The organism is Gordonia jinhuaensis, assembly GCF_014639795.1.
GTDB classification, from domain to species: domain Bacteria; phylum Actinomycetota; class Actinomycetes; order Mycobacteriales; family Mycobacteriaceae; genus Gordonia_B; species Gordonia_B jinhuaensis.
In genome coordinates this window covers 19,133-34,994 of sequence record NZ_BMGC01000035.1, presented here as the reverse complement: position 1 = coordinate 34,994, position 15,862 = coordinate 19,133, and the positions used below count along the sequence as shown (strand labels likewise).

The following is a 15,862-nucleotide window of genomic DNA, read 5'->3' as shown; positions in this document are numbered from 1 at the left end:
CGACACCACATCCGACAACCGACGATCCGACTCCGGCTTCACCCACCCAGCACGAGGCATACACCTAAAACTACACGCATGTAACCTTAACTGAACGGTATTGGGGTAAACCGGGTCTGTCTCGGCGTCGCCTGCTGCAGGCGGTCGGTGCGGTGGCAGGTGGTGCCGCCGCCGTGGCTGCTGGAGGACTCGGGGGAGCGGGTGCAGCGGCGGCTGCGCCGACTACCGCGAAACAGACTGTCCCGCACGGCAGGACAGGAACCATTGCCGACCTGAAGCATGTGGTGATCCTGATGCAGGAGAACCGCTCCTTCGATCACTACTATGGGACGCTCGGTGGCGTGCGCGGTTTCGACGACAAGCAGGCGCTGCGATTTCCTGACGGCACCGACGTCTTCGCCCAGCCGGCCACACGGATCGACAAGCCCTATCTGCTGCCGTATCGACTGGACTCGCGAAAGTACAACGCGCAGAACGCAGGTGGCCTCGACCACAGCTGGTCGGGGGGTCATGACGCCTGGTCGCAGGGGAAGATGAACCGGTGGGTCGCGGCCAAGGGCAACCAGACGATGGGCTACTTCAGCGGCGATGACATCCCGTGGCAGCACGCGCTGGCCAGTGCCTACACGATCTGCGACCACAACCACTGCTCGCTGGCCGGACCCACCAGCCCCAACCGGATCTACATGTGGTCGGGGATGGTGGACCCCTCCGCGACCGGTGGCGGACCGGTCACCGGCAACGACGGCGACTACAAGTACGGCTACACCTGGCAGACCTATCCGGAGGCGCTGCAGGCTGCCGGTGTCACCTGGCAGACCTACGTCAACAACAACACCGACGACGGCTGGCTCGGCGACTACACCGACAACACGGTGCGCTCGTTCAGGGCCTACAACCCCGCTGCGGCTGGCGCCGACACGTCGCCGGACGGGCTGCTCGCGCGGGCCAACGTGCTCGAGACCCACACTGCACCGCCCGCAGGCGTCCCGAACTCGTCGGCGAACCTCGACTACGTGCTCAAGGACTTCATCGCCGACTGCGCGAATGGCACCCTGCCCGAGGTGTCCTGGGTGGTCGCACCGTACCTGTGGTGCGAACACCCCTCAGCCGCACCGGATTGGGGTGCGGTGTTCAGCGACCGGGTCATCAAGGCGCTGCACAGCAATCAGGAGCTGTGGGATTCGACGCTGCTGATCATGACCTTCGACGAGAACGACGGCTACTTCGATCACGTGCCCGCACCGCTCCCCGAGGGCGGTACCGCCGAGGAGTTCATCGGCGGGCAGCCGATCGGTCCGGGTGCACGAGTGCCGATGATCCTGGTGTCGCCGTGGACTCGCGGGGGATGGGTCTCCTCCGAGGTCTTCGACCACACCTCGATCATCCAGTTCCTCGAGCACTGGACCGAGACGCTGGGGAAGCCGGCGAAGTCGCCGAACATCAGCGACTGGCGCCGCACGGTATGCGGCGATCTCACCTCGGCCATCGACTTCCGGCACTTCGACAACTCGTTGCCGCCGCTGCCCGACACGTCGGTGCTCGCCGCGGCGGCCACCGCCGATGCGTGGAAGGCGCCGATCGCGCTGGCGGTTCCCGCCCCTTTCACGCAGAAGATGCCCACGCAGGAGCCGGGAAGCCTTCGGCGCCGGCCCGTTCCGTATCAGCCGCACGCTCGGGTGCGCGTTGACCGTGCCGCCGGAACGGTGACGGCCACCATGACCAACTCGGGCCGTCAGGGGATGAGCATGTCGGTATACCCCGATGCCTACCGGACCTTCGCTGCCGACCCGCACACCATCACCGTCGGCAATCCGAAGGACTATGTGTGGAACACTGCCGACACCGCCGGCAAATATGCCTTCTCGATCTATGGTCCCGACCGATTCGTACGGTCGTTCGCCGGGACGGTGGTTCCTGCGGGTGCCGCCAACAGCGCGGTGCCGGTGGTCGATGCGCTGATCCACAACGGGTTTCGTCGTTCCGTGGAGCTCATCCTCGCCAACGAGGGTTCCACAACGATTCGATACACGCTGACCCCCAACGATTTCGATGGTCGACAGACAACAGTGGTGGTACCTCCGCGGGGCCGTCGCTCGATGTCGTGGCCGCTGTCGCGCGACGGCTACTACGACGTGATCGTGAAGGCCGACACCGCCGACGGGTTCACCCACCGGTACGCCGGGCGCGTCAGCGCGGCGTGACCGAGGGCGGGGCTTCGGTGAGCACAGGTTGGTGTGGGGCACGATGACCGCATGAACCTGCGCTCGCTGATTGCCGCCGCAACGGTGCGGACCTACACCGACGATCCGGTGACGGTCGACCAGGTGCGAGCACTGATCGACGAGGCGCGGTGGACGGGCTCGGCGCGAAACCGTCAGCCGTGGCGCTTCGTGGCCGTGTTCGACCATCCGACGCGACGAGCGATCGCGCAGTCGGGTGCCTATGCCGCCCATGTCGAGCACGCATCGGTGGTGCTGGTGGTGTTGAGCCCGGCCGAACGCAACCTCGACACCGAATTTGACGTCGGTCGGTTGGTGCAATCGGTCGTACTGGCGGCGAATTCGCGCGGATTGGGCACCTGTGTGGTCAGCCTCTACCCGGAGCAGAACTCCGCTCGAACGGCGCAGCTGCTCGGTGCTGAGCCGGGCTGGGTGGCTCGGCACGCCATCGCGCTCGGTCATCCCGGTCAGCCGCCAGCGGGTGTGCGCAGTGCGATTCCCACCGGCCGCCGCAGCACCGACGAACTGTTACGAGTCCATCACCCCGACGTGGGGTGAAGTGCTGCGCATGTCACGAGGTCTGCGGCGATCACCGGTGCGGTGCGCGGGGGGTTCGGCGTGGGATCTCAGGTGAACAGGGTCACCGCGTAGGCGGTGAACACCACCAGATGGGCGAACCCGGCCCACGCCGTGACTTGTGCGCGGGAGAAGGTGATCGCGCTGATCAGCACTGTTGCCGCGAGAAATGCGAGGTTCACGGTGCTCTCGCCGAGCACCACTGTCTGATCGGTGATCAGCCCCACCGCCAGGACCGCGGGGATCGTCAGGCCCAGTGTGGACAGCAGCGCACCGTGACACAGGTTGCTGACGCGCTGCATCTGCCCGGCCGCCGAACTGCGCAACGTGGTGATCGCCTCGGGGAGAAACACGATCATCGCGATGAGCACACCCGACAGCGCCACCGGTGCTCCGACGCGGTCCAGCGCGTCGTGCAAAAGCGTGGCCATCGTGTGTGACAGCGCGACGATCGGCAGGATCAGCAGCATCAACACCACGGCGCGCAATGCGATCTCGCGGCGGTGGCCGAGGAGAACCGATCTGACCGAGCCGTCCGCCCGGCTCGGGTACACCGATCCGCGGCGGCGGGGTGCGGCGTGGTCGACCTCCTGGAAGTCTGATCGGCCGCTCCCGAGTTGGTGGACGAGAAATGCTGTGTAGAGACCGATCGTGACCACCGCGACGGCCACCGCCGCCGGTGTGCTCAGCGTGCCGTGCGCACCGATCACGCGGGGCAGTGCCAGGCCCATCGTCGCCAGCACCGCGATCAGGGAGAGGTAGGTGGCCACACCGCGCCGGTTCGCTTGCTGGGCGTCGCGGTGGCGTCGTCGCGCGACCAGCGCGGCGATGACCATGGCCGCCCCGATCACGAGGTCGAGGATGATCATCGAGACGGCCATTACCGAATCGCGTGCGGCGCTGCGGTCCCCGCCTGGCGCGAACATCACCGCGGAGATCAAGATCACTTCGACGATCACCACCGACAGCGTCAGGACCAGGGTGCCGTACGGGTCGCCGAGACGATCGGCGAGCCGCTCGGCCTGGGCCACCACACCGAATGCGCACAGGATGATGACCGCAACGATCGCCGCGAGTACCGCGGTCAGAGCGGCTGTCGGCAGATGCGTAGAGAGCGTCGCGTGGCCGGCCGTGACGGCCAGAACCGAACTCCAGCCCACCGTCAGCCCGATCATCGATATCGGTGTGAGAATGCGGTGCGGCCGCTCCGGGGTGACCTGCGGAGCGACGGCGGTCCGGGATCGGGTGGGCTCTGGCACCGGGGCTGGATCTGACACAAGCGCGCGATCGGGCAGTCGCGTCGGGTCGTGTGAGCGGGTCGCAGTCATCGAACGTCATCTGCGCTTTCGCGGGGCCGTCCCTGCTCGTGACGTCACCGCCGGGTCGTCCCGGCGACGGCTTCCATACCACTACTACCCGAGTTTTGCATGTCGTACCAGTGGCCGGCTGCGGGTTCGGCCATCGGGCACTATATGGTTGGAATCGACACATCGAGGAGGCGCAATGCGTAGTTGGCTCAGCGGATCGGTTCGGCGTTCGACGGTGGTGGCTTCGGCGGTGATCGGCGCGGCAGTGGTGTCCGTCGGGCTGCTGGCCGGATGTGGTGACAGTGACTCGTCGAGCTCGGACTCGGGTACGTCGACGTCGATGACCGGTGACATGGCCGGGATGGCCGGTATGGGTGGCGGCTCATCGGTTGCATCGGAGTCGAATTCGTCGAGCGCGCACAACGACGGGGACGTGATGTTCGCCTCGATGATGATCCCGCACCACCTGCAGGCGGTGGAGATGTCGGAGATCCTCCTGGGCAAGCAGGGAGTGGACTCACGAGTGGTGGCGCTGGCCACGAAGATCAAATCAGACCAGGCGCCGGAGATCGTGACAATGCAGCGGTGGCTGTCGGACTGGGGAGTCGCGGCGTCGGGTTCGGCGACCCCTGAGGGCAGCGCGGCGTCCTCGGCGATGGCCGGAATGGACGGGGGCACCGATCACCAGATGGCCGGTGGGATGTCGGCCGACGACATGAACGCGCTGCGCAACGCACAGGGCAACGATGCCGCCAAGCTCTACCTGACACAGATGATCACTCACCATCAGGGCGCGATCGACATGGCTCGGACCGAGCTGACGTCGGGCGAGAACACCGACGCGAAAGCCCTTGCGCAGTCGATCGTCACCTCGCAGCAGGCGCAGATCGACCAGATGCGCTCACTGCTGCAGACCCTGTGACCTGCGGGAGGCGTCGTACGGCGGCCGCGTATTTCGCGGACCTCTAGACTCGGTGGCCACCGTCGCAACCGGGCAACCATGCACCGGGGCGACCGTTCAGCGAGCCGAAGGGAGGGTCGATGGCCGGCATGGCAGAAGAATCAGAGGAGTCGGGCGTGACCGATTTCGACTCGTCGGTCGCGTCGAGCGAGCGTGCCGGTTCCGACACTTCTGTGGACCCCAACACGTCGGTCAACACCGACGACGATTCGCAGCCCGGGGCATTCCTGCCGGATCGGGTCCGCGAGTGGCGGGAGAAGATCGCCCAGAATCCCACCATCGACCTCGTGTACCGGATCGTGGTTGGCGTGATCGGCGCGGTCGTGCTGGTGGTGGGGATCATCATGATCCCGTACCCGGGACCCGGTTGGGCGGTCGTGTTCGTCGGCCTGGGCATCCTGGCCAGTGAGTTCAGCTGGGCGCACCGCCTGCTGCTGTTCGCCAGGGACAAATACGACAAGTTCGAGGAGTGGTACAAGCGCCAGCACTGGTCGGTGCAGGCGCTGTTCGGGATCGCCTGCGTGATCCTGGTGCTGCTGATGCTGTGGGCGCTGGGCGTGCTGAACGCGGTCGCTGGGTGGTTCGGCGTCCACGAGCAGTGGCTCGCGAGCCCGCTGTTCGGCTAGCCGACGGTGCACCGGGGTAGGCGCGCCCGCCGCGGGGGTGCCCGCCCGATACGATCACACCTGAGCACTGCCGTGCGCACCCGGCGGTGCCGTCACCGCCCAACTCGAAGGAGTCGACAACCGTGTCCGAGAACAGCGTCGTCACGCGTCCAGCCACCATCAAGGTGCCTGCGGGGACGACTGCGGGCACCGCGCTGCGCGAGGCCGAGTTCCCGAACAAGGGCGCCGACGCGATCGTGGTGGTCCGTGACGCGGCGGGCACCCTGCGCGACCTGTCGTGGGCGCCCGAGCTCGACACCGACGTCGAACCCGTCGCGGCGAACACCGAGGCCGGCCGCAGCGTGATCCGGCACTCCACCGCGCATGTGCTCGCCCAGGCGGTGCAGGATCTGTTCCCCGAGGCCAAACTCGGCATCGGACCGCCCATCAAGGACGGCTTCTACTACGACTTCGACGTGGCCGAGCCGTTCACCCCCGAGGATCTCGCCGCCCTCGAGAAGAAGATGAAGCAGATCATCAAGTCGGGTCAGCGCTTCTCTCGCCGCGTCTACGCGTCGAAGGACGAGGCACGCATCGAGTTGGCCAAGGAGCCCTACAAGCTCGAGCTGATCGACGACAAGGGTGCCGCCGAGGACAGTGAGGTGATGGAGGTCGGTGGTGCCGAGCTGACGGCCTACGACAACCTCAATCCCCGCACCGGCGAACGCATCTGGTGCGATCTGTGCCGGGGCCCGCATGTGCCGACCACGAAGTACATCGCGGCCTTCAAGCTGACCCGCAGCTCGGCCGCCTACTGGCGCGGTGACCAGGCCAACGCCGACCTGCAGCGCATCTACGGCACGGCGTGGGAGACCGCCGAGGCGCAGGACGAGTACCTCGAACTGCTGGCCGAGGCCGAGCGCCGCGACCATCGCAAGCTCGGTGCCGAACTCGACCTGTTCAGCTTCCCCGATGAGCTCGGCTCGGGCCTGCCGGTGTTCCATCCCAAGGGCGGCATCATCCGCACCGAGATGGAGGACTACTCGCGCCGTCGCCACATCGAGGCCGGGTACGAGTTCGTCAACACCCCGCACATCACCAAGGGACATCTCTACGAGGTGTCGGGTCACCTCGACTGGTACGCCGAGGGCATGTTCCCCCCGATGCAGCTCGATGCCGAGTTCAACGACGACGGCACGGTGCGCAAGCCGGCTCAGGACTACTACCTCAAGCCGATGAACTGCCCCATGCACAACCTGATCTTCGGTGCGCGCGGGCGCTCCTATCGCGAACTGCCGTTGCGGCTCTTCGAGTTCGGCACCGTATATCGCTACGAGAAGTCCGGTGTGATCCACGGGTTGACCCGCGCGCGGGGATTCACCCAGGACGATGCGCACATCTACTGCACCCGCGAGCAGATGCGCGACGAGCTGCGCTCGCTGCTGAACTTCGTCCTCGAGCTGCTCAAGGATTACGGCCTCGACGACTTCTACCTCGAGCTCTCGACGAAGAATCCCGAGAAGTCCGTCGGCGACGACGAGACGTGGGATATCGCGACGGCCACGCTCGCCGAGGTGGCGGGGGAGTCGGGTCTGGATCTGGTGCCCGATCCCGGCGGCGCCGCGTTCTACGGACCGAAGATCTCCGTGCAGGTCAAGGATGCGCTGGGACGCACCTGGCAGATGTCGACGATCCAGCTCGACTTCAATCTGCCCGAACGTTTCGACTTGGAGTACACCGGTCCCGACGGCGCCAAACACCGTCCGGTGATGATCCACCGTGCGCTGTTCGGCTCGATCGAACGGTTCTTCGGCGTGCTCACCGAGCACTACGCGGGTGCGTTCCCGGCATGGCTGTCGCCTGTGCAGGTGGTCGGAATCCCGGTGGCCGAGGCCTTCGCCGATCATCTGGCCCAGGTGACCGCACAGCTCAAGGCGCGTGGACTGCGCGCCGAGGTCGACTTCTCCGACGACCGCATGCAGAAGAAGATCCGCAACCACACCACCGGCAAGGTGCCGTTCATGCTGCTGGCCGGACAGCGCGATGTCGAGGCCGGTGCGGTGAGCTTCCGCTTCCGCGACGGCTCGCAGATCAACGGTGTCCCGGTGGCCACCGCGATCGAGACGATCGAGAACTGGGTCCGCACGCGTCGCAACGAATCGCCGAGCGCCGAACTCCTGGCCGATCTCTCTGTCGCCCTCGGGGCAGGTGACTCCGTTGGCGAATGACCCGAGTACACCGGGCGGTCCCGACCTCGTCGACGTCGGCGTGGGCGAACCGGACCGGCTGCAGCGGTTATGGAGTCCGCATCGGATGTCCTATGTCGCGTCGCCGGTTCCGGCGATCGGCACCCAGGCCCGCCCGGATCCCGACGACCCGCGCGGTGAGTTCACCACGTCGGAGGGCTCGTCGGCGAAGTCCACGCATCCCTTCCTCGACATCCCCCGGATGAGTGACGAGGACGGGCTGATCGTCGCGCGCGGCGAGACGGTGTATGCGGTGCTGAACCTGTACCCCTACAACCCCGGCCACTCGATGGTGGTGCCCTACCGACAGGTGGCCAACCTCGAAGACCTCACCGAGGCGGAGTCGGTGGAACTCATGCGTTTCACCCAGCAGATGATCCGCACGATCAAATCGGTGTCGCATCCGCATGCCTTCAACGTCGGACTCAATCTCGGCGAGGCGGCAGGCGGCTCGCTCTCCGAGCACATCCACCAGCACATCGTGCCGAGGTGGGGAGGCGACGCGAACTTCATCACCGTGATCGGACAGACCAAGGTGCTCCCGCAGCTGCTCCGGGACACCCGTGGACTCCTCGCCGACGCATGGGTGCGACTGGCCACGGATACGGGATCGTGATGAGCACGCCACCATCGGCGGTGTCGGGGCAGGACCGAGCATGCTGAGCATCAAGGGCCGCGCCTCGGTGTCCAAGGTGACCGCGCCGATCGGCCGGGCACTGCTGCGCACCGGACTGACACCCGACATCATGACCGTGGTCGGGACCATCGCCACGGTCGTCGCCGCGATCGCGCTGTTCCCGCGCGGCTATCTGTTCGCCGGCACGCTGGTGATCTGGCTGTTCGTCATGTTCGACATGCTCGACGGCGCGATGGCACGAGCCCGCGGCGGCGGGACACGTTTCGGTGCGGTACTCGACGCCTCCTGCGATCGCATCGCCGACGGAGCCATCTTCGGCTCGCTCGCGTGGTGGGCCATCGTCACCAAACCACACGAGATCCTGTTCGTACTGACCCTGGTGTGTCTGGTCGCCTCGCAGGTGATCTCCTACATCAAGGCGCGTGCCGAGGCGAGCGGTCTCTCGGCCGATGGTGGCTGGATCGAACGCCCCGACCGGCTGGTGATCGTGCTGGTGGGTACCGGTCTGACCGGTCTGGGCCTGTGGTGGGCGATCCACGTGGCCATGTGGATCCTTGCCGTGGGCAGCGTGATCACCGTGGTGCAGCGATTCGTCTCGGTCGCGCAGTCACCCGGTGCTCGCGATCTCATCCCGATCCGCAAGCCCGACACGGACACCGACACGGGGACGACCGACAGCACGACGCACGAGCAGAGTGAGCACCGCGGATGAGCCTGGCCGAGCGGGCCGCCGACCTGGGTTATGCGGCGGGCTGGCGTGCGGTGCGCCTGCTGCCCGACCGGGTGGCGCGTGCGGCGTTCGCCGCCGGTGCCGACCTGGTCAGTGCGCGCGGCGGACCCGACCAGCTGCGCAAGAACCTCGCGCGAGTCCTCGACACCACCCCCGCACAGGTTCCCGATTCACTGATGCGCGAGGCCATGCGGTCCTATGCGCGCTACTGGTGTGAGGCGTTCCGGCTGCCCACCATGGATCTCGCGCAAGCCGCCGAGACGGTCTTCCTCGAACCCGCGCAGATCGAGATGTTCGAGCGGGCCTACGACCGGGGCCACGGAATCGTGTTCGCGCTTCCGCACAGCGGCAACTGGGATATGGCCGGAGTCTGGCTGATCCAGCACACCGGGCGTTCGTTCGCGACCGTGGCCGAACGACTCAAACCCGACAGCCTCTTCGAGCGGTTCGTCGCCTACCGGGAGAGCCTGGGATTCGAGATCTTCCCGCTCACCGGCGGGGAGCAACCGCCGTTCGAGCAGCTCGCCGACCGCCTCCGCCAGGGCAAGGTGGTGTGCCTGCTCGCCGAGCGCGACCTCACCAGCCACGGCGTTCCGGTACAGTTCTTCGGCGAGAAGACCCGGATGCCGGCGGGGCCCGCGCTGCTGGCGCAACAGACCGGTGCGACGCTGATCCCGGTACACCACTTCTTCCACGAGGGTCGCAGATCGCAGATCGTGTGCTGCGACGAGATCGACGTCTCGGTGGGGGTCGAGGCGGCGACGCAGAAGCTCGCCGACGTCTTCGCGGAGAACATCGCCGCCCATCCGCAGGACTGGCACATGCTGCAGCCGTTGTGGGCCGACGACTGGTCGGCGCGCAGGCGCGCCCAGATCGAAGGTGGGAACCACCGGTCATGAAGATCGGCATGGTGTGCCCGTACTCGTTCGACGTCCCCGGCGGAGTGCAGGCGCACGTCACCGAAGTCGCCGAGGTGTTCATCGAGCGCGGCCACGAGGTCAGCGTGCTCGCCCCGGCGGGTGACGACGTGGAGCTGCCCGACTACGTGGTCTCGGTGGGTCCGCCGCTGGCGATCCCGTACAACGGCTCGGTCTCGCGGGTGAACTTCGGCCCCAAAGCTTATTCGGTGCTGCGGAACTGGCTGCGCGACAACGAGTTCGACGTGTTGCACGTCCACGAACCCAACGCGCCGAGTATCTCGATGCTCGCACTGATGGTGGCTCAGGGTCCGATCGTGACCACCTTCCACACGGCGACCACGAAATCGTTGTGGCTGAGCACGTTCCAGGGCATTCTCCGGCCGTACCACGAGCGGATCAGGGGCAAGATCGCCGTCTCCGAACTCGCGCGCCGCTGGCAGATGGAGTCGCTGGGCTCGGATGCGGTGGAGATCCCCAACGGGATTCACGTCGACGCCTTCGAGAATGCCCAGCCGCTGCCCGGCTACCCATGGCCGGGACGGTCGATTGTCTTCCTGGGCCGCTACGACGAGCCGCGCAAGGGTGTGGAGATCCTGCTGCGCGCGTTGCCCTCGGTGGTCGAGGCCTATCCCGATGTGCGGGTGCTCATCGTCGGCGGCGGCGACGAGAACCGGCTGCGCCGGCGGGCCGGTGCGCTGGCCAGGCATCTGGTGTTCCTCGGTCAGGTCGACGACGAGACGAAGGCTCGCGCCCTGCGCTCGGCAGACGTCTACTGCGCACCCAACCTCGGTGGTGAGAGTTTCGGGATCGTGCTCGTGGAGGCGATGGCCGCCGGTGCGGCGGTGGTGGCCAGCGATCTCGACGCCTTCCGGCGCGTGCTCGACGACGGCCGGGCCGGCGTGCTCACCGAGACCGGGATCCCGCACGCGCTGGCCGACGGCATCATCGACGTACTCGGCGACGACGAGCGTCGCGAGAGGCTGGTGGCCGCCGCCCACGAGCGGGCCCGCCGCTTCGACTGGTCGCGTATCGCCGAGGAGATCCTGCGTGTCTACGAGACCGTCACCCACGGCGCCGGTCCGGTCCGCGTGGTCGACTGATGCCCACGCGACTGATGCCCAGTCGCCCGATCTGCGGTCGATCGACGGGCACCGCCTCATCGAACCGACACTCTAGGGGGAACTGTTGACGATCTCGGCCTTGACCATCCTCGTGGTGGGCATCGTGGTCGTGCTCGTGTTCGCTGCGGCCGGGTGGGCGTTCAAGACCGCCAACCGCCTCGACCGACTGCACGTGCGGGTGGATCTGGCCAGCCAGGCACTCGACGCGGCATTGGCGCGCCGGGCCGTGGTGGCCCGGTCGATCGGTGCGGGACTGGGCAGTGAGGGTCGCGAACTGATCGCTGCGGCCGACAACGCCGAACACGCCGACCCGGTCGATCGCGAGAACGCGGAGAACACCGTGTCGGCCGCGCTGGCCCAGGTGGACCCCGCCACACTGCGCTCGCAGCTGGTCAGCGAACTCGCCGATGCCGAGACGCGGGTGATGATCGCCCGCCGGTTCTACAACGACGCGGTGCGCGACACGCTGGCACTGCGCAACCGCCGACTCGTGCGATGGCTGCAACTCGGGGGTACGGCACCGCGCCCGCAGTATTTCGAGATCGTCGAGCGACCCGCCCCCTGACCCGTGGACTGGTCCCGATGTGAGCTGATGTGATTGGTGGCCTCCGACGCACTGCTCCTACACTTGATTCAGACATCCGTCATCAGGTATCCGACGTCGGTCAGCGCCGACGTCCCACGTAGGAGAGACAAGAGCACGTGAGCAACACTGTCGACACCCCGTCCGCTGCGCAGCACTCTGCCGAGGGCGCTGCGCCCACCGGACCGGGCACTGCTCGTGTCAAGCGCGGTATGGCCGAGATGCTCAAGGGCGGCGTGATCATGGACGTGGTCACCCCCGATCAGGCGAAGATCGCCGAAGACGCCGGAGCCGTTGCCGTGATGGCGCTCGAGCGGGTGCCCGCCGACATCCGCGCCCAGGGTGGTGTGTCGCGGATGAGCGACCCGGACATGATCGACGGCATCATCAGCGCAGTCTCCATCCCGGTGATGGCCAAGGCGCGTATCGGACATTTCGTCGAGGCGCAGATCCTGCAGAGCCTCGGTGTGGACTACATCGACGAGTCCGAGGTCCTGACCCCGGCCGATTACCGCAACCACATCGACAAGTGGCAGTTCACCGTGCCGTTCGTGTGCGGGGCCACCAACCTCGGTGAGGCGCTGCGTCGCATCACCGAGGGTGCGGCGATGATCCGTTCCAAGGGTGAGGCTGGTACCGGTGACGTCTCCAACGCCACCACCCACATGCGCAAGATCCGCGACGAGATCCGTGCGCTCACATCGCTGCCCTCCGATGAGCTGTTCGTCGCGGCCAAGGAGCTGCAGGCGCCGTATGAGCTGGTCGCCGAGGTGGCCGCACTGGGCAAGCTGCCGGTCACGCTGTTCACCGCCGGCGGCATCGCGACACCTGCCGACGCGGCGATGATGATGCAGCTCGGCGCCGAGGGCGTGTTCGTGGGCTCGGGCATCTTCAAGTCCGGTAACCCCGCGCAGCGCGCCGCGGCCATCGTGCAGGCGACCACCTTCTACGACGATCCCGATGTCCTGGCCAAGGTCTCACGCGGGCTCGGCGAGGCGATGGTCGGCATCAACGTCGACGACATCCCGGTGCCGCACCGCCTCGCCGAGCGCGGTTGGTGATCGGCCGACTGAACGATCCGGTCACGGATTGGGTGTCGGAAGGGCGATTGTCGCCCTCGGGGATGGTACGAATAGCAGCGTGATCCGCATCGGTCAGACGGTCGTGTGGCGTTGTGCCGTGTCCGCCTCCGGATGCCTGCGGTCCCGACGCGCACTGTCCTCGCATGCGGGGGTGTGGGTGTCATGACCACGCAGTCGACACCGGGCATGGTGCGCGACGAGTCGGACTCCGGGGTGAATGTCTCCGGTCCGGCCGAGATCGCCTGGGCGGCGGCCAGCGACGTGGGCCGTCACCGGGTGAGCAACGAGGACGCCGCACTCGTGGCGTCGCGACTGTACGCCGTCGCCGACGGAATGGGTGGTCATGACTGCGGTGAGATCGCCTCAGAGGCCGCTGTCGCCGCACTGGAACGTATCGAGCCCGGCGAGCTGACGGACACCCGCGACGCACTGGTCGCGGCGTTCTTCGACGCCCAGGACCGGATCGAGCACATCCGCTCAGGCTCCGGCCGCCGGGCCGGAACCACGGTCACCGGCGCGGCGCTGGTCCACCACGAGGGTCAGGCTTACTGGCTGGCGTTCAACATCGGTGACTCCCGCACCTACCGGCTCTCCGGTGGCGTGCTCGAACAGGTGACCGTCGATCATTCGCAGGTGCAGGAGCTCGTCGACGCCGGCTTCCTCACGCCCGACCAGGCGCGGGTGGACCCGCGCCGCAACGTGATCACCCGGGCGCTCGGGGCGGGCATGCTCGTGGAACCGGACTTCTTCGCATTCCCCGCGGTGGTGGGAGAGACGGTGTTGATCTGCTCGGACGGTCTCACCGGCGAGCTGCCCGACGCCGAGATCGCCGAGATCATCGAGGAGGCCGCCGGGGTGGGAGCAGCGGCGCAGGCGCTCATCGAGGCCGCCCGCAACATGGGTGGACACGACAACATCACCGCCGTACTCGCCCGCCCGCTCGTGGTGGGCACCCACGCCGTCGACCGATCCGCTGACGAAGGCACCGACACCACGTTGCGTGTCAACGGCGTTGCGGCCGGTGGTGGGGCGCACGAGGGCGGGACAACCGATGGCGGCGCACGTGAGGCCTCGGCATCCGATCCTGCGGATCGGCGGCCATGAGCAGCGGCAGCCGATCCGGTAACCCCGCCCGCGAGGCAACCGACGACGGGGCCGATTACGTCGAGTTCTGCGGCGAGCGGTACCGACTGCCTGCCGACCGGCCGTTCCACATCGGTCGTGAGGGCGATCTCGCCGTCGATGACAACCCGTATCTGCATCGACGGTTCCTCGTCGCCTACAACGACTCGGGGACGTGGTGGCTCACCAACGAGGGCAGGCACGTGTCGGTGAGTGTGAGTGCACCCGACGCCGGCTTCCGGGCCACACTGGCCCCGGGCGCCACGATGCCACTCGCCTTCGGCACCAACACCGTGGTGTTCTCCGCCGGCTCCACCACCTACGAGCTCGAAATCCACACCGCTGCAGCGCCGCCGAGTCACCGCGACGAGCAGGCCGTACTCGACGGTGAGGTGACATTGGGCGTGCCGGCGCTCACCGAGAGTCAGAAGGTCCTCATCGTGGCGTTGGCGGAACCGGTGCTGCGGCGCGAGGGCACCGACGCCACCGCGATCCCGTCGTCGTCGCAGGCCGCGGCGCGGCTGGGCTGGTCGCTGACGAAGTTCAATCGCAAGCTCGACAACGTGTGCGACAAGTTCGACCAGATCGGCGTCAGTGGGCTGCGGGCCGGTGGCGGACGTCTGGCGACCAATCGTCGTGCGCGACTCGTCGAATACGCGGTGACATCGAGATTGGTCAACCGCGACGATCTCGCGATGATCGACATCGAGGCGCAGCGCAACACACCGTGAGGTGGTTGTATGCGGAGAAGGCGGTGGTGGCACACAGTGTCTGATGCGGCGGGGTCTGATGCGGCGGGGTCTGGCGAGGCGGGGTCTGACGGGGGTGTGACCGATCGAAGCGGGGAGTCGGCCGCGGGTGAGTCCGCGGCGTCGTCGACGGTGCCCTCGACCGGCGACGCCGTCATCGACGCCGTGAGTGCCGGCGGGGTGGTGGATGCGGGCTCCAGTGAGGTCGCCACCGCACCCGACGGCTCCACGATCAGCGGACTCGACATCCTCGCCGCCCGGGTGCTCGCACTCGCCGAGGGCGGCCGACGCGTGCTCGTCGGGATCACCGGCAGCCCCGGGGCCGGCAAGACCACGCTGGCGACGCTGCTGTGTGCCCGGATCGATGAGATGGCCGGGCCCGGCACGGCCGTGGGGGTGCCGATGGACGGGTTCCATCTGGCCAACGCGACCCTCGAGCGCCTCGGCAGACGCGACCGCAAGGGCGCCGTGGACACCTTCGACGGGTGGGGTTTCCTCTCGCTGGTGCAACGCCTGCGCCTCGACACCGACCACACCGTGTACGCACCGGGATTCGACCGCGCACAAGGCGAACCGATCGCCGGGTCGATCGCGGTGCCCGCCGCCACGCGCATCGTGGTGGTCGAGGGCAACTATCTGCTCTACCCGCAGGAACCCTGGTCACGCCTGCAGTCACTGCTCGACGAGGTGTGGTTCGCCACCACCCCCGACCTCGAGCGCTTGTCACGACTCGTGGATCGTCATGTGCGACAAGGGAAGTCGCTGGCGGATGCCCGTAGCTGGGCGACCGACGTCGACGGCGCCAATGCGGCGCTCATCGAGGCGATGAGCGAGCGGGCCGACCTCGTGGTGTCGGGGGTCGACCACCGTATCGTCGGCCGCGCGCCCCGCGCCTGATCCGCGCCGGGCCACCGCGCTCGTTCTCCGCCCGTCTCCGATCTCGAGCGGCGACGTCTCGCGTGCTCGCTTCTCGAGTGCTTCGAGCCGACCCATGGCGGATG

Annotated in this window: 14 protein-coding genes and 1 pseudogene; 14 read left to right on the top strand and 1 reads right to left on the bottom strand. The window is 67.4% G+C overall.

Annotated elements, in window-relative coordinates:
• The first annotated feature begins 116 nt into the window (after positions 1-116).
• Together IEW22_RS16755 and IEW22_RS16750 are read left to right on the top strand one after the other, a co-directional pair.
• The gene (locus IEW22_RS16755) at positions 117-2,204 is read left to right on the top strand and encodes a phosphocholine-specific phospholipase C (RefSeq protein ID WP_308421413.1); all 2,088 of its coding nucleotides are present in this window, start codon (positions 117-119) and stop codon (positions 2,202-2,204) included.
• Positions 2,205-2,255: 51 nt separating this feature from the next.
• The gene (locus IEW22_RS16750; RefSeq protein WP_188588012.1) at positions 2,256-2,780 is read left to right on the top strand and encodes a nitroreductase family protein; all 525 of its coding nucleotides are present in this window, start codon (positions 2,256-2,258) and stop codon (positions 2,778-2,780) included.
• Between the two features lie 68 nt (positions 2,781-2,848).
• On the opposite strand, the gene IEW22_RS16745 is transcribed toward IEW22_RS16750, so the two are convergent.
• Positions 2,849-3,973: a calcium:proton antiporter gene (locus tag IEW22_RS16745; RefSeq protein ID WP_188588010.1), complete on the bottom strand. Its 1,125-nt coding sequence runs from the start codon at positions 3,971-3,973 to the stop codon at positions 2,849-2,851.
• 328 nt (positions 3,974-4,301) lie between these two features.
• Here IEW22_RS16745 and IEW22_RS16740 point away from each other — a divergent pair, with 328 nt between their 5' ends.
• From IEW22_RS16740 to IEW22_RS16685, 12 genes and pseudogenes are all read left to right on the top strand, one after another.
• The gene (locus IEW22_RS16740; protein ID WP_188588008.1) at positions 4,302-5,027 is read left to right on the top strand and encodes a DUF305 domain-containing protein; all 726 of its coding nucleotides are present in this window, start codon (positions 4,302-4,304) and stop codon (positions 5,025-5,027) included.
• Positions 5,028-5,155: 128 nt separating this feature from the next.
• Positions 5,156-5,692 (top strand): TIGR02611 family protein, encoded by a 537-nt coding sequence (locus IEW22_RS16735; protein ID WP_188588006.1) that lies wholly within the window; start codon positions 5,156-5,158, stop codon positions 5,690-5,692.
• 122 nt (positions 5,693-5,814) lie between these two features.
• Complete coding sequence (gene thrS / locus IEW22_RS16730) at positions 5,815-7,899, top strand: threonine--tRNA ligase (protein WP_188588004.1); 2,085 nt, start codon at positions 5,815-5,817, stop codon at positions 7,897-7,899.
• A gap of 85 nt (positions 7,900-7,984) precedes the next feature.
• Positions 7,985-8,533, top strand: a complete 549-nt coding sequence (locus IEW22_RS16725; RefSeq protein ID WP_188588026.1) for an HIT family protein — start codon at positions 7,985-7,987, stop codon at positions 8,531-8,533.
• A gap of 40 nt (positions 8,534-8,573) precedes the next feature.
• Entirely contained in the window at positions 8,574-9,266 is a 693-nt protein-coding gene (gene pgsA / locus IEW22_RS16720; RefSeq protein WP_188588002.1) for a phosphatidylinositol phosphate synthase, read from the top strand.
• On the top strand, positions 9,263-10,183 hold the full coding sequence (locus IEW22_RS16715; protein ID WP_188588000.1) for a phosphatidylinositol mannoside acyltransferase: 921 nt from the start codon (positions 9,263-9,265) through the stop codon (positions 10,181-10,183). Before pgsA ends, IEW22_RS16715 begins: the two co-directional genes overlap by 4 nt.
• A complete protein-coding gene (locus tag IEW22_RS16710) occupies positions 10,180-11,304 on the top strand; it encodes a glycosyltransferase family 4 protein (RefSeq protein WP_188587998.1) in 1,125 nt (374 codons plus the stop codon). The genes IEW22_RS16715 and IEW22_RS16710 overlap by 4 nt, the downstream gene beginning before the upstream one ends.
• A gap of 85 nt (positions 11,305-11,389) precedes the next feature.
• Positions 11,390-11,881: pseudogene (locus tag IEW22_RS16705) on the top strand (exopolyphosphatase); the annotation flags it as partial.
• A 146-nt stretch (positions 11,882-12,027) separates the two neighbouring features.
• Positions 12,028-12,969 carry a pyridoxal 5'-phosphate synthase lyase subunit PdxS gene (gene pdxS / locus IEW22_RS16700; protein WP_188587994.1) on the top strand — a complete coding sequence of 314 codons (942 nt, stop codon included), beginning with the start codon at positions 12,028-12,030 and terminating at the stop codon, positions 12,967-12,969.
• A 183-nt stretch (positions 12,970-13,152) separates the two neighbouring features.
• The gene (locus tag IEW22_RS16695) at positions 13,153-14,094 is read left to right on the top strand and encodes a PP2C family protein-serine/threonine phosphatase (RefSeq protein ID WP_229742833.1); all 942 of its coding nucleotides are present in this window, start codon (positions 13,153-13,155) and stop codon (positions 14,092-14,094) included.
• The gene (locus tag IEW22_RS16690) at positions 14,091-14,843 is read left to right on the top strand and encodes an FHA domain-containing protein (RefSeq protein ID WP_188587992.1); all 753 of its coding nucleotides are present in this window, start codon (positions 14,091-14,093) and stop codon (positions 14,841-14,843) included. The genes IEW22_RS16695 and IEW22_RS16690 overlap by 4 nt, the downstream gene beginning before the upstream one ends.
• Before the next feature lie 96 nt (positions 14,844-14,939).
• Positions 14,940-15,758, top strand: coding sequence for a nucleoside/nucleotide kinase family protein (locus tag IEW22_RS16685; RefSeq protein ID WP_229742832.1), 819 nt, complete (start codon positions 14,940-14,942; stop codon positions 15,756-15,758).
• Positions 15,759-15,862: the final 104 nt, after the last annotated feature.